This window comes from Maridesulfovibrio spiralis (SeqCode) (assembly GCF_048571135.1).
Lineage (GTDB): Bacteria > Desulfobacterota > Desulfovibrionia > Desulfovibrionales > Desulfovibrionaceae > Maridesulfovibrio > Maridesulfovibrio spiralis.
In genome coordinates this window covers 4227194-4247107 of record NZ_CP182344.1, presented here as the reverse complement: position 1 = coordinate 4247107, position 19914 = coordinate 4227194, and the positions used below count along the sequence as shown (strand labels likewise).

General features: G+C 49.2%; 14 protein-coding genes. 2 read left to right on the top strand and 12 right to left on the bottom strand.

The window, feature by feature from the left end:
• Window positions 1-32: 32 nt before the first annotated feature.
• The 10 genes from ACNI29_RS19025 to ACNI29_RS18980 form a co-directional block, all read right to left on the bottom strand.
• On the bottom strand, window positions 33-2006 hold the full coding sequence (locus tag ACNI29_RS19025; protein WP_419779941.1) for a DUF6785 family protein: 1974 nt from the start codon (window positions 2004-2006) through the stop codon (window positions 33-35).
• Window positions 2007-2023: 17 nt separating this feature from the next.
• Window positions 2024-6892, bottom strand: a complete 4869-nt coding sequence (locus ACNI29_RS19020; protein ID WP_419779940.1) for an FtsX-like permease family protein — start codon at window positions 6890-6892, stop codon at window positions 2024-2026.
• A gap of 19 nt (window positions 6893-6911) precedes the next feature.
• Window positions 6912-7646 carry an ABC transporter ATP-binding protein gene (locus ACNI29_RS19015; RefSeq protein ID WP_419779939.1) on the bottom strand — a complete coding sequence of 245 codons (735 nt, stop codon included), beginning with the start codon at window positions 7644-7646 and terminating at the stop codon, window positions 6912-6914.
• Between the two features lie 39 nt (window positions 7647-7685).
• Window positions 7686-8360 (bottom strand): ABC transporter permease, encoded by a 675-nt coding sequence (locus ACNI29_RS19010; protein ID WP_419779938.1) that lies wholly within the window; start codon window positions 8358-8360, stop codon window positions 7686-7688.
• Window positions 8361-8655: 295 nt separating this feature from the next.
• Entirely contained in the window at window positions 8656-9441 is a 786-nt protein-coding gene (locus ACNI29_RS19005) for a polysaccharide deacetylase family protein (protein WP_419779937.1), read from the bottom strand.
• The gene (locus tag ACNI29_RS19000; protein WP_419779936.1) at window positions 9441-10592 is read right to left on the bottom strand and encodes a glycosyltransferase family protein; all 1152 of its coding nucleotides are present in this window, start codon (window positions 10590-10592) and stop codon (window positions 9441-9443) included. Before ACNI29_RS19000 ends, ACNI29_RS19005 begins: the two co-directional genes overlap by 1 nt.
• The gene (locus tag ACNI29_RS18995) at window positions 10589-11206 is read right to left on the bottom strand and encodes a histidine phosphatase family protein (protein ID WP_419779934.1); all 618 of its coding nucleotides are present in this window, start codon (window positions 11204-11206) and stop codon (window positions 10589-10591) included. Before ACNI29_RS18995 ends, ACNI29_RS19000 begins: the two co-directional genes overlap by 4 nt.
• Window positions 11206-12324: a glycosyltransferase family 4 protein gene (locus ACNI29_RS18990; protein WP_419779933.1), complete on the bottom strand. Its 1119-nt coding sequence runs from the start codon at window positions 12322-12324 to the stop codon at window positions 11206-11208. Before ACNI29_RS18990 ends, ACNI29_RS18995 begins: the two co-directional genes overlap by 1 nt.
• A gap of 290 nt (window positions 12325-12614) precedes the next feature.
• A complete protein-coding gene (locus tag ACNI29_RS18985) occupies window positions 12615-13877 on the bottom strand; it encodes a glycosyltransferase family 4 protein (protein WP_419779932.1) in 1263 nt (420 codons plus the stop codon).
• Entirely contained in the window at window positions 13877-15043 is a 1167-nt protein-coding gene (locus ACNI29_RS18980) for a glycosyltransferase family protein (protein ID WP_419779931.1), read from the bottom strand. Before ACNI29_RS18980 ends, ACNI29_RS18985 begins: the two co-directional genes overlap by 1 nt.
• Window positions 15044-15291: 248 nt before the next feature.
• Between ACNI29_RS18980 and ACNI29_RS18975 the strand changes: the two genes are divergently transcribed.
• Window positions 15292-16467 (top strand): hypothetical protein, encoded by a 1176-nt coding sequence (locus tag ACNI29_RS18975; protein ID WP_419779930.1) that lies wholly within the window; start codon window positions 15292-15294, stop codon window positions 16465-16467.
• Window positions 16448-17161, top strand: coding sequence for a class I SAM-dependent methyltransferase (locus ACNI29_RS18970; protein WP_419779929.1), 714 nt, complete (start codon window positions 16448-16450; stop codon window positions 17159-17161). Before ACNI29_RS18975 ends, ACNI29_RS18970 begins: the two co-directional genes overlap by 20 nt.
• Before the next feature lie 11 nt (window positions 17162-17172).
• On the opposite strand, the gene ACNI29_RS18965 is transcribed toward ACNI29_RS18970, so the two are convergent.
• On the bottom strand, window positions 17173-17964 hold the full coding sequence (locus tag ACNI29_RS18965) for a LytR/AlgR family response regulator transcription factor (RefSeq protein ID WP_419779928.1): 792 nt from the start codon (window positions 17962-17964) through the stop codon (window positions 17173-17175).
• Window positions 17965-18127: 163 nt separating this feature from the next.
• Window positions 18128-19822, bottom strand: a complete 1695-nt coding sequence (locus ACNI29_RS18960; RefSeq protein ID WP_419779927.1) for a coiled-coil domain-containing protein — start codon at window positions 19820-19822, stop codon at window positions 18128-18130.
• Window positions 19823-19914: the final 92 nt, after the last annotated feature.

Here is a 19914-nt window from a genome sequence, read left to right as displayed (position 1 = left end):
TGGTCCCGCTGAAAGCGCCGCCGGAGGCATTTTTAACCCGGCAGGACCTGATAGCTCTGTCCTGCGTATAGTCCGTAGAGTGCCCACATTCCACCCATGAGAAAATCTCCCATGATCAGTCCGAAGAATAGGTAGCGTACTCGTTTAAAAAGTCCCACGCCGCCGTAGCGGAGTGTCAGCTGGTTGCACATCCATCCGAGGAAAAAGCTGAACCAGAGGATTTTCATGGCTGAGCTGTATGCGGTCAGATATCCGATCGGATGCAGCGGCCACCAAGGCAGTCTGTTATAGGCCAGCACCAGCGTGAACATAACCACCGCTCCAATAGTGGCGAAGGTGGTCACCCAATGTGAAGCTGCTGCCGGTTCCTGAATTATGCGTACCACATTGTCGTACACGTTCATGGAGGTACGTGTGGCCCAGTCCAGTTGTAATTCGCGAATTCCGTATTTGTAGCAGACAACGAGCATCGCTCCGAAGGAAACTATCACGCCGAGTAGCAGAATGATGGTTATGCCTAGCAGGAAGAGTCGTTTGTTATCCAGCCACTCATTGACCTTGGAACCGTGCACCAGTGACGGCATTAGTGATTCGCGAAGGTCTACGAATAGAATCTTCTGGCATATGGCGGTGATGGCGATCCCTACCGATCCGAAAAATTTGGACCCGAACAGGGTGGTGATGCTGTCGATGGGGGCGGCTGTCAGGGTAAAGTAGGCAATACCGCCCTGACAGATTGCCTTGGACGCAACCAGAGTAAAAACGAAGAAGGCCAGCAAAACCACAACCGCCACCAGCAGCGGAATACCGAAGTACACGCACCAGCCGGTGAGCAGCAGGCCGGATACGGCCAGTCCCCAGAACGAAAATCGCAGGGACATCCATTCTGCTTCACCGCGAGTTGATTCAGCACCGAATGCTTCTTTGATCACCTGCTTGAGGTGCTGGCGGGCCAACCAGATAATGAAGATGAAAAATACCAGATACGCACCTATCATCTGGGTTTCTTCTGGTCTGGTCAGGGTCGGGCCGAAGGTAACACCCAGCGCGGAAGCGGGGATATTCAGACCCGCAGCACCGAGGATTCCGTAAAATAATCCGCCGAGCAGAAAGAAAAACCAGAAGCTGAATGAAATCTGGCGCGATGCCAGAAACGCGAAACCCACAAATGCGGGATAGAAGTAAATTTTCAGTTTGTAGAAACCGGAGAAGAGTCCGGTCTTGGAAAAGTATTTACCGGCCAGAATCAAAGTCGGTATTTCCGGCACGGACGGAATATAGAAATGCAGCCCGTTGATCAGGTGCAGGCAGATGCAGAAAATCAGGCCGATCATGAAAAACTTGTTGCCGAGGAAGGAACCGTACAGACCCTGATCCATGGCTTCTTCCATGAAACGGGGCAACTGCAGGAGCGGGAAATTCAAACGCTCGTTTTCCACCCACTGTCTGCTGAAAATGTTGGTCAGGCAGAGCATCATGAAATAGCAAAGCAGAATGAAGAATCCCCACCACATCAGCGGAGTCAGCCATGCAGCCCACGGGATAGCCTTGAATATTTCAAGGTTGTCCATGAACGGTCCACCCTTGATGCCGTTGTAGAGCTGTTCCACCGCTTTGGGATCAGTAGGATGCAGTGCTTCTGGCAGCAGCGGCTGCAGCACTTCTTTCCACCTGTTGCCGATAGTGGCAAAGTGAAAGGGGGCGGTCAGATTGATGAAGAACGTTCTTGCCAGTCCGGTGTAAGAAATACCGGAAACAATGACCATCAGAATCCACATGGACATCAGGTCCAGACCGGTCAGCAGCGGACGTGAGTGCAACAGTTTACGATGCAGTGCGCAGATCGCGGTCAGCCAGGCCAGTATGAAGAACGGGGCCAGAGGGAAATGTCCCCCAGCCAGCGGTGTCGCATTCAAGTAGGCATTGTTGAAAGGTGTGAAAGCGCAGATGAGCAGCCCGAAAAGTGTGCCCAGCAGAATCGCTCTTTTCCTTATTTTACCATGCATCAGTGGAATCCTTATATTTAAAGGTCAGCAAGTTTGTTGCTTGTGTTCAGTCCGGTGAAACCAAAAGCCATCATTTCAGGAACTTTATCGCGGAATGTCTTCTGTTTTTCTGGGTCAAGTGAGCGCCAGATAAGGAACTGTTTTCTGATGGCGTTAATAAAGTCTTTATTCAACCGTTTCCAAGCTCCGATTTCACCTGATTCACGGGTGATGAACAGTACGGCTTCAAGGAATTGCGGATGTGCTTCAGAGGGACGGAACCTCAGTTCGACCATCTGTTTTACACCGAAGTCAAAAGGAGCAAGCCAGACCCGCACGTTGAAGCGGAAGCAGGTGATGTGGTCCGGGCAGCCATCAAGGATATCGCAGACCGATTCCGGCAACGGTTCCTGACTGAAGTTTACTTCAATCTCGGATGTGGAGAACAGTCCGTGCGAAACTTCGGTATGTGATTCAAGATATTCAAGCAGGAAACCGCCTGCGTCCTGCTGCTCCTTATGTTTGAGCAGGAAGGGCAGGGTGGCTTCAATGGTGTTGGTTTCGGTGTCCGGCATTTTCCATGAGCGGTTTACGTCCGGGATAGCGATGTTCGCTGCTACCTTTGAGGGATAGATGACCGAGATCAGGGTAACCGCGATGACCAGAATCATGGCCGCGACACCGGCCATTGATGAATAGTTTGCGGTCATGCCTGCCCAGAGCGGGGTTCCGGCCAAGAGGCCCGATGCGGTCTGGGCGATCAGGTAACCTACGACTACGCTGATTACTGCAAAGGCGATGGCCTCGGCAATGAACAGGAATGATACGTGGGTCGGGGCCATGCCGATGGAAGTGTATACCGCAATTTCTTTTTTACGCTCGTAAACACTAGTGATCATGGTGTTAAGTACTATGAGCGCGGAAATGATCAGCGGAATGATGATGTTCGGCACACCGGAGTAGTTCATGGTGTCCGAAGACTGGCAGATATACGTACCGCTCGAATCACAACTGAAGATCGGCAGGCCGTAGCGGTCAATAAGACTGTTGACGGTCTGTTTTGAAAAGTCCCCTGAGATGGGAGCGATAGCAAGGGCTTTTAAATGTCCGCCCATTGCCATGAGAGTTTCGTAGGGGATAATGGCTGTTACGTCGCCCGAAATATGGGTGTAACGTCCTTGAAAGGTGTCAATGTCTTCACCTGATTCAATGGCTTCTGCCTCAACTTCACTCAACTCCTGTGCTGCGGCGGAAGGGAAAATGACCGGGGTCATGGGTTCGCCGTCAAGGTCGGTATGCTCGGTGAATTTTTGTCCGTCGAATATACCCACGAGCAGGAATTTGCTGCCCCATACATCAACATAGTCACCGGCTGATGCGCCCAGCCGTGCAGCCATTTCCTGTGAGAGCAGAATCTGACTGTTGTTGCCTGGAATGAGCCAATTTCCGTCAATCAGAATTTTATCAATTCCGCTGACATGCGGTTCCATTGTTCCTAGGCCTACCAGCCCCTTAACTTCTTCCTGCTTGCCTCCGAAGCTGACCGGGGTGACTGCGGAAGTGGTTTTGTCCTTAAGTTCCATCCAGCCGCGTGGGGCGACAATGCCGTTTTCATCAAAGTCGTTGCTGACAATGCCCAGAGTTTCGCGGGGCAGATCGTGCCAGCCTAGGTTTTTCATAAACAGGCCGTAGTAAGGCGTTTCGTCATTGAACTTTACATAGGTATGTTCACGCAGTGATTTTACTGCGGTGAAGCTCATGATGGTAAAGGTCAGGATGGTCAGGGTCAGGCAGGTCAGAAAAGTCCTGAGCTTTCTGCGGCGTAGGTTGCTGACCCCGATTACAAATGCGGAAGTAAAAGCTTTCCATTTGCTGATTTCAGAAGTCTGGGTCTTATGCGCGCGCTGCTGCAGCAGGATCATTTCTTTTTCAAAGCGGAAGAAAATAATCAGCGAAACCATGACTGAGAGGCCGAGAATGAAAAAGGCCAGAATAACAACCATGGGGCTGTAGGTTAGTTCAAATGCGGGATGCACAGAGTAAATAACAGCGATAACCGCTGAAAGAACCGCCAGAAAACCGAGGATTCTCTTGTGGATGTCCGCGAAGGAGAAGAGCAGCCTTTCCATGCAATAAGCAAAGGGAATGAACAGGGCGATGTAGAAGAGAACACCGACCAGTACGTCTTTCTGGGTCTGGTCTACATCAAGGTATACCTTGGAGGCCAGTGCCCAGGCGTTACGCGCATTGGTCATGAAGTCGTCGTAACGGCGTTCTTTCCATGCTGTTTCGGCATCCGCCAGAGCTTTGGTTCCTTTTTGTTCCAGGTTTCTGATCTGCTGGTTAACAATCCCGTGCGATTCAAGGTTTTTAATACGCGGGTCGAGAAGGGTCCACATATCCCGTGCAGCTCGGTAGTCGGTTGCGGGGATGATGGGCCATTCTTTAAGGAAGTAACCTTTACCGGCAGGATCACTCGGTTTGGAATGGATGAGGATCATTTTCCGGTTCAGTACAGTATCTGAAAGGGTCATTTTCAAGGGCACTTCCGGCTCAAGAAATACGCTTGCAATCGTTGAAGAACGGGTGTCTATGCGGCTGTACCAGTAATGCATGGGTGTGGCATCACGGGCTCCGTCCAGCACTTCGACTTTGGTCATGTAGCGGAATGTGCGCGGGGTCAGCAGGTCAAAAAGCGTGGTCTGGCGGCAGCCGAACATGACCAGTTTGGTCTCCATGTCCAGTCTGCGCAGCTTAAGCCTGTATGCGCTTTTGCCTGTTTTCTGTTTATCAATGGCCCAGATTATCCTGCCGTCTTTATCATATTTGTAGCCTTCGATGATCAGTTTGGACTGGACTAGCTTTTTTGAGGCCACGCCTTGATATTTGAAGTCTCCTTCAGAGTCGGATAGGGCGTAAAATCTGGTTTTACCCTGAAATCCCATGAAGACTGCATCCGGAGCGGCCTGATCTGCGAAAAGTTCACCTTGGCGTATGAAACGGGCCTTGCCGTTAACCATGCCGAAGCCTTTGCGCGGCAGCTTGGAAGTCAGCGGACCTTCGCTGTTGGAAATTTTTCTGATCAGTCCTTCAGTCAGTTCGGCCTGTTTTTCGATTTTATCCCAATTTACGTTCTCGATAGTATCGAAAGGAGTTCCCCAGAATGCGCGTCCGTCGTTTACAGTCGCGAAAGTAAAGCAGAGTTTGCCGGACATGATTCCGATTTCACTGCTGAACTGCGGCTCATCAAGCAGCCATGTCTGCCAGGGGCGGGTACGGTCGGGACGCAGGGTATCCTTGTACATTCCTTCGGTTCCGGTCTGTTTTTCAACTTCCGGGACCGTATCTTCAAGGATGTCGTTGATACGTGCAAATGTTCTGGAGAGATTGACTCTAGGCCTAAGTTCATAAAACCAGCCCTGATCGAATGCCCCGACTCCCTCACCATGACTGGAAAGGTGTAGGGAAATACCGCAGACAAGCTCCTTGGAACGTACAATTTTACGTAGTTCACGGGCACTTTTGATCGCAGTAAGTTGCTGTTTGATATCATGTTTGGTCTTGAGAACTTTTTCCTTAACCATTGGGAATAGGTTCTGTACCGCTGCCATTTCATCCGCTGGCAGGGTGGAGTAGTCGGATTTCCATGAAATTCGACGCAATAGCTTGCGGCGGTGATCAATTTCAGCAATGATTTTAGGATCAGCATCCTCTTGCAATCTAAGGTGCATGAGTTCTTTGCTGATGATGTCAACTTCATCCTTGATCTGGTTTTTCAGGGTTTCGGAGAGCAGAGCGAAAAGCTGCGGATTCTCGGTGGCCAGTTTTGTTGCCAGTGGATTGTCCAGCTCAAGACCGTCAAGGATTTTGGAGGCGTCGTTTTTCTTTTTACGCAGCTCAACCTTGATCTTTTTGAGTGTCTTACTTTTACCTGAAACTGCGGTGGCGAATTCGCGCATACCGTGTAAAGACTGCCCATGTCCGGTTGTGGCCAGCAGGAGCACAGATCTTTTGGGTGGATTGGCGGCCATTTTTTTGCCGATCTCAAGAAGAGAGGCAATGGACAGAGCTTCGTCCGCACCCGGTGAATCTCCCATGACGTATACGGAGCTGTCGTAGAATGCTTCAATAATGACCAGTTCTTCGGCCATTTCTTCGTCAGTGCCCTCGATGAGGCAGTACACGTTTTCAGCTTCTATGCGGTTCCATTTACTGCGGGACTTAATCTCTCCCGACTCGGCAACAAGCTTGCTTCCGATTTTAGCATCTAAGCCAAGTTCAAGCAGTGCATCGGCACCACTCATGTAGTAGCGGGGAAAATCAAGCGGGGACAGTTCCAGCTTTTCTTCGAAAAAACCTTTTTGGGTCGGTCCGTTATCAATATAAATAAGGGCGGAAGCTCCGAGACTGGCAGCATTAAGCCAGTTTTTACCGGATTCCATATCCATCAGTACAATTGCGTCTTTAATCGGAAGGCCGTTAAAATCATCAAGTGAGCCTTTCCCGACATAAATAACCGGGCCATTCAGTCCTTCCAGAGGGGTGGCCGGGGGGGAAATCGCGTTGAATTTTGCCGGTCTTATGCTGAGTTGTTTCCCGCTGTGAATACTGAAAACAGTATCGCTGGCGGTCATTGCCGGGGCGAGGAAAAGATGTTTCCCGGTTTTAAAACCGCCCAGTTCTTTGAATTTTATCTCAATGTAATCGGCTGCCCTTTTAGCTCCCTGTGAACCGAAGGAGCGGTCTCCGAAAGATGAAAGATCAGTAATTGTCTGCTTGATGGCATCAGTTGAACTGAATGCCATAGCGGGAACTGTGGTGCATAGCAGCATCAGGGCGGCGACAAACAGCAGGACTGAACAGCCGTGCCCGCGCTGGGGATTGTTCTCAGATGGAAATTTGGACATTAAGGGAAGCCTCCGGTGATCAGGCCATGCGGATACAGCCCACGTCAATGTTGAGCTGGTCGCGGTCTTCGATTTTCTTGATCAGTCCATCCTCAATCCAGACAACCCGGTCGGAGGCGTTGAGCATTTTGTAATCATGTGTCGCGGTGATAATGGTTACGCCGCGTTCCTTGCTCAGTTCGTTCATGAGCTTGATGATTTCTTCCCCGGTGGAAAGGTCAAGGTTACCTGTCGGTTCATCAGCTAGGATGATGGCCGGGTCGTTGGCGAGTGACCTTGCGATGGCTACGCGTTGCTGCTGACCGCCGGAAAGTTCCTGCGGCTTGTGATTGTAGCGTTTGTTCAGCCCTACAAGGTCCAGCAGTTCAATTCCCTTGGCGACTGCGGCATCGTTATGGACTCCGGCAAAAATCATGGGCAGGGTGATGTTTTCCAGTGCGGTCATAACCTGAATGAGGTTGAAGGTCTGGAAAATATAGCCGATTTTGCGGTTTCGCAGCCATGCCAGCTCGAAGGCGTCAAGTTGGGCGATATCCACTTCATCAATGTAAACTTTGCCCTCAGTTGGTTTGTCCAGACCGCCGATCATATTGAACAGGGTGGATTTACCGGACCCGGAAGGCCCCATGATTGAAAGGTATTCTCCGGCATAAATTTCAAGGTCCACGCCTTTCAAAGCCTGAACATTTGTGTTGCCGAGTTTGAAATTACGTTTGACTCCGGTTACCCGGACTATGGTGTGCTGGTCGGCCATATCTTTCGCCTTTTATATTTATGTTGTTCAGTTTGAAATTTATTCCTCAACCCGCATAGCCTCGATGGGACGCATGCGGGCCGCTATGAATGCGGGATAAAGAACACCCAGCAGGCTCAGTCCGAAACCGACACCGATGGAGTATAGCATCGAAAGGCCGACCTCATTCAAAGGCAGCATGGTTACGGCATCGAAACCGAAACGCAGCAGCCCGATGAGAATCGCGATGAGTGCCCCGAATAAGGAACCGAGCAAAGCTCCGGCTGTTCCCTGCATGGATGCTTCAAGCAGAAACAAACGCAATACAAAGCTGTCCAGTGCTCCGAGGCATTTCATGGTCCCGATTTCGCGAAAGCGTTCGGTAACAGCCATGAGCTGGGCATTGATAATTCCTACGGTGCAGACCAGCAGGGAAAGGATGACGATCCAACGTTCCTTGGCACTTCCCCCGGGTTCATAGCCTGTTTTCTCGAGTGTTTTGATAAGACCGGGATCACCTGAATGATACAATCCGCTGGAAATATCGCTCCCCACGAGTACATAAGCCAGAAAAGAGACCGCGAGAATCAAGCTGGTTACGGTGACCATGTTGCGCAGGAATCTTGACTTCAGGCTCTTCAGGCTGATTTCAAGTGATTTTTTAAAAGGCAGGACAACTTGAGCCGCGATATCCGGCTTGGTATTCTGACTTTGAAATGGAACTTTCTTCGACATGTCTGGCTCGGTTTATGTACCGGGGTCAGTACCGGAGCTGTTGACGGACTGCAGAAAAAGGCAAGGGCGCAATCAGTCCGCCTGTCAGTAACGGCATTTCATGGATCGACCCCTTGACCCATGAATGATTTCATTACGAATTAACACTAATTAAATAACTGAAATGTCCTGAAATGCAAAGGGAAAATGCTATCTTCGCCATTACTTTGCAGCTCGTGATAAACAATTAGTGTTATACTGAGAATTGTAATGCTTTTGCATTGCAATGCCGTAAAATAAAATTTTGGATGATCGTTTATAGAATTTCGCGAATATCTTTGACCCGGAGTTCCGGGGCCGTTTTTATTTTTCCGAGCAGGTAAGAGAGAAAAAGTTGCGAAGTTCTGTTCATGCGTTGATGATGGAGCATGAACCCGGCATGCCCTGATTCAATTGCTTCAATCATCAGGTTTTGTAGTTTAACCAGTCCATTTTGCGGGGTGTCTGTTCTTACGGTGTGCAGATCAATATTGACCGGAATGTCCGGAAGATCCTGCGGTGGGTTGGGTGAAACTTTGGTACTGCGGGAAATGGCATTGAAGCCGAGTTCCACCAGTCCTTCCATTGTTTCAATGGAGCAGCGGTTCCATGGCGGGGTGAAGAATGGGGTGAAGTTATTCCCTAAAAGGTTCGCAAGTTTTTCCTTACCCCGGCCCAGTTCTCCGGTAACGGTTTTTTTTGAACGGGAGGGGCCGAATTCGAATTTCTTGCCTTCTTTCTCGTGGTTCATGTGCCGATAGCCGTGCTGGTGCAGACACCATAAATCCAGATCTGGTCCCAGTTCACGCAGCAGGACGTCACGATGGTTTTCATTCATCCAAGCCGGAACAACGGCAAGAGCCAGAGGTGTTTCATGTTCCTTGAAAGTTTCGATCATGACGGAAAACTGCTGGCCCGGATAGCCGATATCATCAGCCCTGAAAAAAACATCGCAGCCGTTTTGAGGAATATGTCTTTCAAATTCCGGCCACCAGAGGTCGAAAGATTCTGTGAGGTGGGAACTATTGTTTTTCCAAATTGATGATACAGGTCTGGCGGACATTAGCTCAACCTCAGTTTGCGGATAAATTTAGATGAGTTACTTGCGCCTTCGAGATCGATAGTGTGATCCGCTGTTGTGCGCTGGCGGTTCAGCAAAGATTCAATAGTGGATTTCATATCCGGTTCGGTAGCAAGTACTTCCAGCGGGATGTATTCAGCCAGCCTTTCGGCACGCATTCGTTGTTCATGGTTAAAGGAAAACGGCTGTACTGCTGCGGGTATACCTGAAGTGAGTATGTCCATGCAGGTGTTGTATCCGGCCATGGAAATCATTGCGTCACCTGCGGTCAGCAGGTCAGTGAAATCTGACGCAAAGCGTTGGATAGTAATATTTTCGCGGCCTGTTGCGGTGTCGCATAATGAAACATATTTATCCTCATCCAGAAAAGGTCCGGTAAGCATGAGCAGTTTGCTGTCCGTTGAGTCCAGTTCAATAAATGATTCCAGAACTGATTCCATCAAAGGGCCGCCGACCTTGCCTCCCCCGGCACTGGCAATGAGCAGTCTTTCATTCTCCGTCACCCCCAGTTCATCGCGTATCCTTCCACGAACATTGAGCGCAGGCTTGCGGGCTGCAAATCCGGTATATTCACAGGTAATTTCAATTTGATCGAAAGCTTTAAATGTTTCATCCAGTGCGGCGATTCTGGGGTCGGAATGGATGAGCAGCAGATCGAAATATTTATTCAGGTATTTTACGCAGCGAGCCTCATGCTTGCCGCCGTCGTCACGCTCAACTAAAATATCCCGCAGTGAGCAGACTACATTAATATCACCGAATCTGCCTGCCCGGATTTCATCCAGCACTGGCAGCAGTTCAAAGCGGAAGGCTTTGCGTCCGAAAGGGAAAAGCTCAATCAGGAATACATCCGGTTTTTCTTCGGCGAAAACTTTGAGCAGTGTCGCGCTGCGTTCTTTTTTGACTTCTTCAAGCTCACGGTCTTCGTCAGTAGGCATCAGCCCGCCGAACTGTTCGTTCATGCACAGACCGGGCAGCTGGCGGTACTCGACATTGGGCGGCAGCGGCTGATCAGGGCGTTCTCCCCCGGCAACGAAGATTACTTCTTCCTGATCCAGCCCTTTGGCTATTTCCAGACTGCGAAAGAAGTGGCCCATTCCGAGTACGTGTTGGCAGTAGTGGATAATTTTCATAATTTTTCGTTCAGGCTTTCGATGGAAAGTTCTCCGTTCCAGTTCAACCAGTGCAGTCTGCGTTTCTTCACGAGCTTTTCATCTCCGGGCATGAAGTCGTGATCCAGCAGCTTGTAGATGACGGTTTTCATTGTCCCTTCGTGGGTGACTGCCAGAATTTTAAGTTCGTCCTTATCCACGGTGCGGATGATCTCGTCAATGCCTTGTTCAAGAGCAGCTATGCTGCGTTCGGCGCAATCCAAACGGTTTTCGCCCGCATTGGGGGTGAAACCCCAGCCTTTAGCAACTTCTGCCTCGAGCTTTCCGGGAAATTTATCATGTAGTTCGGCGGTGGTCAGACCGGACCATTCGCCCCAATCCTGTTCGCGCAGTCCGGGCAAACTGATCAGCGGCAGGTCCAGCCCATCGGTGATGATATTTGCGGTTGCGATGGTACGCCCGAGGTCGCTGGTCAGTACTGCGTCGAATCTTTCCGGTTCCAAGGTCTTGCGCCATCCGGCGGCCAATTCGCGGCCATGCTCGGAAAGCGGGGAATCAAAGTGTCCCTGAATGCGTCCGGCCTCGTTCCATTCGGTTACGGAGTGGCGGATAAATGCTATTTTTACGGATTTCATTAATATCTCCAGTGGCTGATTTCGTTCAGTTGCTCTTCAACTTCGAGTAGGTTGGTGCTGAGATTGAACTTCTTTTTTATACGAATCGGTGCGGCCTTCGCCATGGCCGCCCGCAGTTTTAAATCAAGCAGCAGCTTTTCAATATTTGCAGTCATGGCCGGGATATCTCCTTCCGGTGAGAGCAGGCCTGTTTCGCCATGCGCTACAGCCTCTTTCGGTCCCGAAGTCGAGTAAGCCACAACGGGAAGGCCGCAGCATTGAGCCTCCAGGTAGACCATTCCCAGTGCTTCATTGATGCCCGGATATGCGAAGATATCTGCTGCGCTGTAGTATTTGTATAGTTCTTCGCGTTTTACCCGGCCAAGAAAAACAATGCTGTTTCCGGTTTTTTGCTCTGCTGAATCCTGCAAGCGGGGGCGGGCTTCACCGTCCCCGGCGATGAGCAGAATTGTTTGAGGAAACTTTTTACTTAACGGGGCAAAAGCATTGATGAGGTCCGTGATGCTTTCGGCCTTCACATCTTCGCGAAGCATGGCGGTACTCAGGATGACTTGCTTGCCTTCAAGGTTATACTTCCGGAGTATTTCTGCGGCTCCGGAAGAACTATATTCAAACTGCTCTACATCAATTCCAACGTGGGTGCGTGAGAGCTTTTGCGGTAAAATTATCCGGGAGAGGTTATGGAAGTCTACTTCTTTGTTTGCAAATACGTGGTCGGCATGAAGCAGGGCATGTTTGTTTAACATGTAGCCCGGCCATGTCTTGAGATTACGGCGGTACTTGGTGGCAAAGACACCCTGATAGATTGTGTAAGGTATGCCCAGTCTGGCAGAAATGTATGGTCCCAGCAGGTCCGGGGATTTGTAGTAGCTGTGGTAGGTCAGCCAGATATCGGGATTAAAGTCCCAGACCCGTTTCAGGGTGCGTTTAAATTCCGGAATCAGTCCCGGCCACTTTAAAGGTTTGACGGTGATGTGGCGTAATCTTGTCCGGCTGGCAATAAGCAGGTCATGACCTTGGGCTTCAAGAAAATTGTGCAGGGTGCGCCCAATGATCAAATCCCCGGATGGAAGGGGGTGATCAATATGCTTATGAGGTGCAAAAAAAGCTATTCGCATTGTGCTGCCTCCGGCGGCCCTTCGTGGACCAGAGGAGAGGGCCCTATGAACCATAACTTGGCCTTTTGCTACCGCCCAAAAGTGTTTCCCCCTTTCCTCTGGACTCCTCTCCCCCTTCCCAAAACGCGTTGGTTGGGGGATGAAATTTATTTTTTATGCAACCCGCAGTTCCCTACACTAAGCAGGCGAAGTCCTACTAAAAGGTTTTGGGATTTTTAAACCCTTTTGCAAAAGGGTTTAAACCGCCGGAGGCGAAATCAATTTATCAAAAGCGCGAAGCGCATCAAATCTTATGCTTTTATTCCATATTGTTCATAAACATCCGCCAGTACGTTAATCCAGTAGCGGTTGTCGAAGATTTCATGAACTCGTTCTTTTGCAGCCGGGATCAGGCTTTGACGCAGTTCCTGATCGGTGAGCATGCGTTCCATGGCGTCAGCCATTGATTCATGATCACCCGGTTCGACGAGCAGTCCGGTCTTGCCGTTCTCGATAAGTTCGGGAATACCGGAAACAGTGGTTGTAACAACGGGAACGCACATGGCCATACTCTCAGCGAGAACGTTGGGGATACCGTCACGGTCGCCGTTAGGGGCGATTTCACAGCCGAGCGCAAAAAGGTCAGCTTTGCGGTAATGTTCCAGAACTTCTTCGTGAGGCTTGGTTCCCAGCCAGTTGCAGCGGCCGTTCAGGTCCAGCTCATCCAGCAGCTTGAGGGTTTCTTCGCGTTCGTCACCGTCACCGACGATGTTGTAGTTGAAGTCGATACCTTTCTCTTCAAGTTTCTTGAGAGCCTTGAATACAGTAGGCAGTCCCTTCTTGGTGGTGAAGCGGGCCACGGTAAAAATTTCATAAGGACCTGAACAGGAGTATTCCTTATCGGAGCTGAACAGGTTCAGGTCAATGCCGTGGTAAACTTTGTGGATAGGTTTGCCTTCCGGGGCAATGGATTGCAGGTAATCGCAGTTGTATCCCGTGCAGGTTACGGCAAATTTAGCTTCGGAAATTTTGGCGGTGATCTTTTCCGGCTTCTGGGTGTAAATGTCTTTTGCATGCGCGGTGAAGCTGAAGGGCAGACCGGAAAGACGGCTGGCGTTCCTTGCTACTGAGCAGGGAGAGTGTGCGAAATGCGCATGGAAATGGAAAATATCTGATCCGGGAAGGACTTTTTCTACAATGTATTCAGCCTGCAGCATGTGCTTGAAAGAGGCTTCGCTACCGGTTTCGCGGTAGACATTCCAGATTTTATCAATGCGGGTGGTGAACTCTTCATCTTTGCCGTAACGCTCATCATTGAGCCCGGCATCCATGTCTGTTGAACCGAAAAGTTCTTCAAGGCAGCCTTCCACAGTTGAGGGCAGGTAGGATACCTCGGCTTTGATTTCGGAAATGGATTTGTGGGTGAAGTTCTCACGCGGCTTGCGCATGGAAATGATATGAATCTTAACTCCTCTTTGCTCAAGAAGTCTGATTTCATTGGAAATAAATGTCTCTGAAATGCGTGGATAGCCCTTGAGAATCATTGCAAGGACTGGTTGTGTAGAATTTGTCATCAGCAGTTGTCTTTAAAGTAGCCGACGCGGTCATGCATGACCTCAAGGCCGGTGAAGTTGAAGTTGTTAATGGCTTCCCGAATGGAGTTGGAATTGCCCAGCAGGTGGTTAACCTTTTCCATGATGGTGTCAGGACCAAGCAGATGCCAGGGGAGAAAGTCGGCAAGATTCTGTTCTTTCAGCACATTGGCGCGAATAGTTTGTTCAAGGCGCGGGGTTTCGCGGGGAACAATCAGGCTCACCTGTTTGTGTGAAAGGATTTCGCAGATGGTGTTGTAGCCGCCCATGCTGACCACGAGATCCGCATTGCTGAACAGTTTTTCCATCCTTCTGTAGAAATGGTAAAATGTTACCGAAAGATTTTTTGCCCGGCGCGAAAGGTCAAGCCGCTGTTCTTTGGACATGAAAGGACCGGTGACCATGACCGTTCTGAAATGTTGCGGATTGTATTTTTCAAGGGCTTTCAGGTATGCATCCATCATCGGGTAGCCGTCACCGCCGCCTCCGGCTGTGATGACTACGAGTTTTTTGCCGTTTTTGCGTTTTTCCGGGCAGGAACGGCTGTGGGTTTTACGGGGAATGTATCCGGTAAAGACCATTTTCTTGCTGATGGATTCAGGGATGGCGTATTCCTTGATGGGATCGTAGTATTCTTGATGGCCGTATACCCAGATCTCGGAATACAGATTCTCCAGCACGTCGTAGATGCCTTTGTCAGTCCAGTCCTTGATGGTACTTTCGGAGTCATCCATGATGTCACGTAGGCCGAGGATTGTCCGGGTCTGTCCGATCTGCTTCATCCACTCAAGAGTGGGCATGATCTCATGCTTCATGCCTTTCGGAGCCTTGTCTACGATGAACAGGTCCGGGCGGAAGCTTTTTGCGGTGGCATCAATGATTGATTGGCGGATGGACATGGCGTGCACAGGTTCGATCTTGATGGAGTGCGGTACGTAAAGGTCGTTGGATCTTTTGATCATGCCGGGAACACGCACAAAATCAATCTGTTCAGGAAATTCGAATCGTCCCACAATGGGGGATCCGGTAAGGATAAGGATGTTTACCCCTTTGCATTTCAGCTGTGATGCGATAGCCATCGTACGACGGATGTGCCCAAGACCGTAAGTGTCGTGGGAATACATTAAGATGTTGTAAGTCTTGTCCATTTATCGTACCGATTCTCAGGGGTTAAATCATTACCGCTTTATGCGGATCGTTGTAGCAGCACCGTGACCGCTGGCATACCTAACGGAAAGGTAAACTTATGTAAATCCTTATTCACAACGAATACATGCGTGCTAATTTCTATTATTTTTTTTAATTGGAAGCAATCCCTTTTCTTATTTTTTACTGATATGAGAAATAGTTTTTATTTCGTTGAAATAACTATGCTTAATTATACACAGGTTGTTTAATGGATTCTAATTTAGATGTTTTGATTTATGCCCATGACGGCAGGGGACTGGGGCATGTCAGCCGCAGTGTCGGGATTGGTCTTGCTTTGCGCCGATTATTTCCCGATTTGTCTGTGCTTTTGGTTACCGGTTGTGCAAGTACTGCCGAATTGATCGGTGACGGTTCTCTGGATTGGATCAAGCTTCCGTCATATAAAACAAATGTTTCTTCCGGGAAATCTTCCGGCGTGAAGGGCGATTCCAATATCGACGACAAGCTGTTGGGCGAACTAAGGGCGGTTAATATCCGCGATATAGTTGCTTCCTATCAGCCGAAGGTTTTTCTTGCCGACCATACCCCGCAGGGAAAGCATAAAGAGTTGTTGCCGTCATTGAATGTTTCTCCTGCAACGCGGCGTGTGTTGGGAATCCGGGCTGTTGTCGGGGACGTCGGCAAGGTCTGGTCGGAGCTTGCACAGGATGTATTCAAAGAAGGATATAGCAATATCCTTTGGTATGGTGACACTTCTGTGGCCGGATCTGCGGAGCTTGCGCGGCTGGAAAATCATTATGGAGTGCGGCCACATGAAGCAGGATATGTGTCCCGGATGGCTGAACTTCGGGCCTTACAGAGCAGCAATCCTGACGTTGAAAAGCTTGCCGGGGTTGTTTCTATCCCATGGTCCGGTGAAGGGACTGCTGTTCTGCTTGATAAGCTGGCGCAGACTTTATCGGAGATTGGCGCGGAACATGGAAATTGGAATATTTATATGAATCTGCGTGAACCCGGTGCTGTGGCGGGCATAAGCTGTTTCAACGGGTTGAAGAACGTAACTTTCAAGCAGGTTGGGCCTCAATTCCTGCGTGATTTGGGTGGTTCCCGCAGTGCGTTAATTTACGGCGGTTACAACAGCCTGACCGATGTGATGGTTTGCGGGGTTCCTTCAGTTGTTCTGCTGCGTGGAATGAAGGATAACGAGCAGGAAGAGCATGGCGCTGTTCTCGCGGATAAATCATCCGTGATTCAAGGTGTTTTTTCTGATCAGGATGTGTCTGTTGCTGAGTTGCGCGAAACCCTTTGCGTTTGCCTTGAAACCGTTGTCGAAGAGGTTTCTGTAAATTTGAATGGTGCTGCACATGCGGCCCGGTATCTTGCTGCATTGACAGGAGTTTGTGATGTTGACTGCGAATCCTGAGTTGAGAAAAAAAATCCGTTTGTTGACCAAGGAATTGTCCCGTCATGAAATGAAGCAGTGGGAGAAAATTCTTGCGCCTTTGGACCGTAGCATGCGTATTCTTGAAGTAGGCTGCGGAAGGGGCGGCAAAACTGATTTCCTGATTGAGCAGGGCTTCAGGAATATTCTGGGAGTAGAGAAAAACGAATTTCAGGTCCGGGAATGCGTTAAGCGCGGACTGGATGTGGTTACCCTTGATGAGTTTGCAGAAAACCATGCTGATGAAAAGTTTGATTTCATCGTTCTCTCGCACATCATTGAGCACTTTGAGTTCAGCAGTCTGGTTGAATTCATTGACGGTTATCTGGCTTACTTAAAGTCCGGAGGTCTGATATTAATTGCCACGCCCATGCTGCATCCGCATTTCTGGCTCGATCTGGATCATCAGAAACCGTATTACCCGCAGGGAATAAAGAATTTCTACAGCGGTGCTGATGAGCAGGTCGGTTTCACCTCCAAGTACAGGTTGAAGCTTAAGGATATCCGCTTTCGCCGGAGTCCGTTCAGGGTAAAAAATGATCGCAGCCTGCTCTTGAAGAAGAATGATCTGCCCATGCTTCTGTTCAATGCTTTGACTGCGGCCTTATTCAAACTCAGTTTTTCCGTATTTGGTTATAAAAGCGCATGGATCGGTCTTTACAAAATGAAATCCTGACCGTTTAAGGATCAGGCCAGTCCCAGACGCTGGCGGAAATCTTTGACCCGACCTTTGCTGATGATGATTTCCTCTTCCGGAATATGCTTCATCGTAACTACATATTTCCCGTTGAACCATGGGGCAAAGTCCCGCACATGGGTCAGGTTGACCATTTCGCCCCGGCTGGTGCGGAAAAAGGGCTGGCCCTGCAGGCGCTCTTCCAGCTTATCCAGAGTCTTGTCTCCGTAGCAGGGGAAGACTCCTTTCTGGGTGTGGATCATAATTTTACGGTCCTCAACCCGGCAGAGAATTACATCGGACGGTTCGAGAAGCAGTATTCTTCCATTGGCTTCCACTGAGATGCGCAGCACCACACCTCCAATGCCTATGCTGCCGAGCAGTCCATTCATGTCCGGCATTTCCACTTTTTCTTCACAGTTGGCGTAAATGAGACAGCGCACTCTTTGAATGCTCTTAGTCAGTCTCTCGCTGGAAAGGGGTTTGAGAATGTAATCCACGGCATTTTCTTCAAAAGCCTGTAATGCATATTCATCGTAGGCAGTAGCGAAGACCACCAATGGTGGTTCCGGCAGTTGCATCAATTCATGGAGGACATGGAATCCGTTTTTGCCGGGCATTTGAATGTCCAGAAAAACAAGGTCCGGCTCTTTTTCCGTGATGAGCTTGATGCCTTTGGTGGCTGATGTTGCCGTGCCTATGACATCAATATCCTTGAAGTCTGAAAGCAGAAAGCTAAGTTCATCAAGGGCCGGGGCTTCATCATCTATGAGAATGCAGCGTATTTGTTGTGCAGTGGGCATGGGTTGTTTGGTGTGCTGAAGAATTATTTAAATAAAAAGAACGGGTACAAGCCTTAACCTGTACCCGTTTATATGCCCTATAGATTATCAATTGGTCAAACGTGCTTTTGAGTGGATGTAATTAAAAAGGGTGAGGTAAAATATTACCTCACCCTTTTCTGTTTTATTCCGCTTTATGAATGACCAGCTGATTGAACGGGATTCCCCATCCATAGTGGGTGCAAGCATCGACGCTGTATCGTTGAAGTGCGCGTTTTAAGCGTCCGTACAACTCTGCAATATCACTATGGAAGTCAGCTATGATGACGATATTGAGTGATGAGGCAGCCGCTGATTCGAATTCAACATTCAGGTTCAGCACGTGTTCGGTGTAACCGTCCTCATCAAGCCGCGCGCGAATGAATTCCTTGGCCTGAGCCAGAATGGTGGAAGTGCATTCTGCCTGATGGGAGTAGTCGATACCGAATACTGATTTCAGGCGGAAGTTGCGGGACAGGTTCTTGGGATTGAGGCCCAGAAAATCAGAAGTCTGGTAGGTCACGTAGGCTCCGCCGCGCTGGATCAGCTCCACCATATCCGGGGATTGGCTGATTACTTTACCGCGAACACCATCCGAGAGAATTACCCAGTCGTCAATCATGCACGGGAACCAGGGTTCGCTTTTCCCCACTGGACGGGAAACAACATTTTCCAATTCACCGATGGGTAATCTGATTCTGCTGGGGCTGAGAGCGGGGTTTTTGAGCTTTGCATAGAGTGCAAGCCTATCTACCTGCCAAGGAACCCCATTGTAAATTATGCGTTCATTTTCCCGTACGGAACCGAGGTTAAGGATGAGTTTTACCTGCTCATAGTAGCGGGTAAATCCTTCTCGAGCGGTCCAGAGAGCACCGATGATAAAGATTATTGCGATGCTGAGCAGGAACCAGTCACCAGATACGTAGAGAGTGAAAAGTGATGCTGAAGTGGCTGCGATAACTGTGAAAATAAGCAGCATTACTTCGATCAGACGGATATAAAAAGGGCGTTCCTTGCTTTTGAAGGCCGGGTGGCTTTTTTTGAAAACCCGGTCCACCAAGCGGAAAAAGAAAAATACTCCGGCAAAAGCCAGCATGGCAAAGAGGATGTTTTTACCACGGCTTTTGAAAAAGATAGCCATTACCTTTTTGGTGGATTCAAAGAATGACTGTTTGTCTTTGGTCAGTTCCGCCAGTTCAAACTGTGCAACATCCAGCTGGTTGTCGATGTTGGTCTGACGCTTTTCAAACTCGATTTTAAGGATGCCGAGTTCCGCCTTGAGCTCAGGGGATTTGGCTTCGTTGATCAGTTTTGTGATGGTTTCAACTGCTTCCTTGGCTCTTGGCAATCTGCTTTCGAAGTATGCAACACGGCTTTTCAGGCGTTCGATCTGGCGCGGCCGTTTGGTCATTTCCTTGAGTTCCTGAAGCAAAGGCCTGACCAGTGTTTTTACCTCTTCCTGCCAGATAAAATTCTGCTGTGCTTCTTCGTCGAATAAGGAAAGATCCAGTCCGGTAGCTACCTTTACAAAGTTCTGGCGTACTTTCTTCAGCTGTTCTTTAAGGTCGCTCAGCTTTATGGAAAGAGTCTCCTTATCCATCTGGTGGGGAGTCTTTTTGAGTTCCTTCTTGGTTTCTTTTATCTGTTTTTCCAGCTCGGATTTGTATTGGAGCAGGTTGGCGAGTGTTTCCGCTTTGGTGTCGATCTGGGGTACTACTGTCTGGACTGTTTCTGGATTAACTGCAGTTTCAGTCTGTGCTATGGTTTTAACCGGCATCAGCAGAAGGAAAGAGGATAATGCAAATATGATTGGGATAGTTCGTAATATTTTTGATTTCATGGTTTTTCCTGAAAAGGGGTATGTTAAAAGGGGCAGTGCCAATATATTTTAATTATCTAAAATTGCATGCGAGGATCAAGTATTATTTATGG

Excerpts from the sequence above, each read along its gene's own strand:
- ACNI29_RS19025 (WP_419779941.1), bottom strand. The coding sequence starts at position 2,006 with ATGCATGGTAAAATAAGGAAAAGAGCGATTCTGCTGGGCACACTTTTC.
- ACNI29_RS19020 (WP_419779940.1), bottom strand. The coding sequence starts at position 6,892 with ATGTCCAAATTTCCATCTGAGAACAATCCCCAGCGCGGGCACGGCTGT.
- ACNI29_RS19015 (WP_419779939.1), bottom strand. The coding sequence starts at position 7,646 with ATGGCCGACCAGCACACCATAGTCCGGGTAACCGGAGTCAAACGTAAT.
- ACNI29_RS19010 (WP_419779938.1), bottom strand. The coding sequence starts at position 8,360 with ATGTCGAAGAAAGTTCCATTTCAAAGTCAGAATACCAAGCCGGATATC.
- ACNI29_RS19005 (WP_419779937.1), bottom strand. The coding sequence starts at position 9,441 with ATGTCCGCCAGACCTGTATCATCAATTTGGAAAAACAATAGTTCCCAC.
- ACNI29_RS19000 (WP_419779936.1), bottom strand. The coding sequence starts at position 10,592 with ATGAAAATTATCCACTACTGCCAACACGTACTCGGAATGGGCCACTTC.
- ACNI29_RS18995 (WP_419779934.1), bottom strand. The coding sequence starts at position 11,206 with ATGAAATCCGTAAAAATAGCATTTATCCGCCACTCCGTAACCGAATGG.
- ACNI29_RS18990 (WP_419779933.1), bottom strand. The coding sequence starts at position 12,324 with ATGCGAATAGCTTTTTTTGCACCTCATAAGCATATTGATCACCCCCTT.
- ACNI29_RS18985 (WP_419779932.1), bottom strand. The coding sequence starts at position 13,877 with ATGACAAATTCTACACAACCAGTCCTTGCAATGATTCTCAAGGGCTAT.
- ACNI29_RS18980 (WP_419779931.1), bottom strand. The coding sequence starts at position 15,043 with ATGGACAAGACTTACAACATCTTAATGTATTCCCACGACACTTACGGT.
- ACNI29_RS18975 (WP_419779930.1), top strand. The coding sequence starts at position 15,292 with ATGGATTCTAATTTAGATGTTTTGATTTATGCCCATGACGGCAGGGGA.
- ACNI29_RS18970 (WP_419779929.1), top strand. The coding sequence starts at position 16,448 with ATGTTGACTGCGAATCCTGAGTTGAGAAAAAAAATCCGTTTGTTGACC.
- ACNI29_RS18965 (WP_419779928.1), bottom strand. The coding sequence starts at position 17,964 with ATGCCCACTGCACAACAAATACGCTGCATTCTCATAGATGATGAAGCC.
- ACNI29_RS18960 (WP_419779927.1), bottom strand. The coding sequence starts at position 19,822 with ATGAAATCAAAAATATTACGAACTATCCCAATCATATTTGCATTATCC.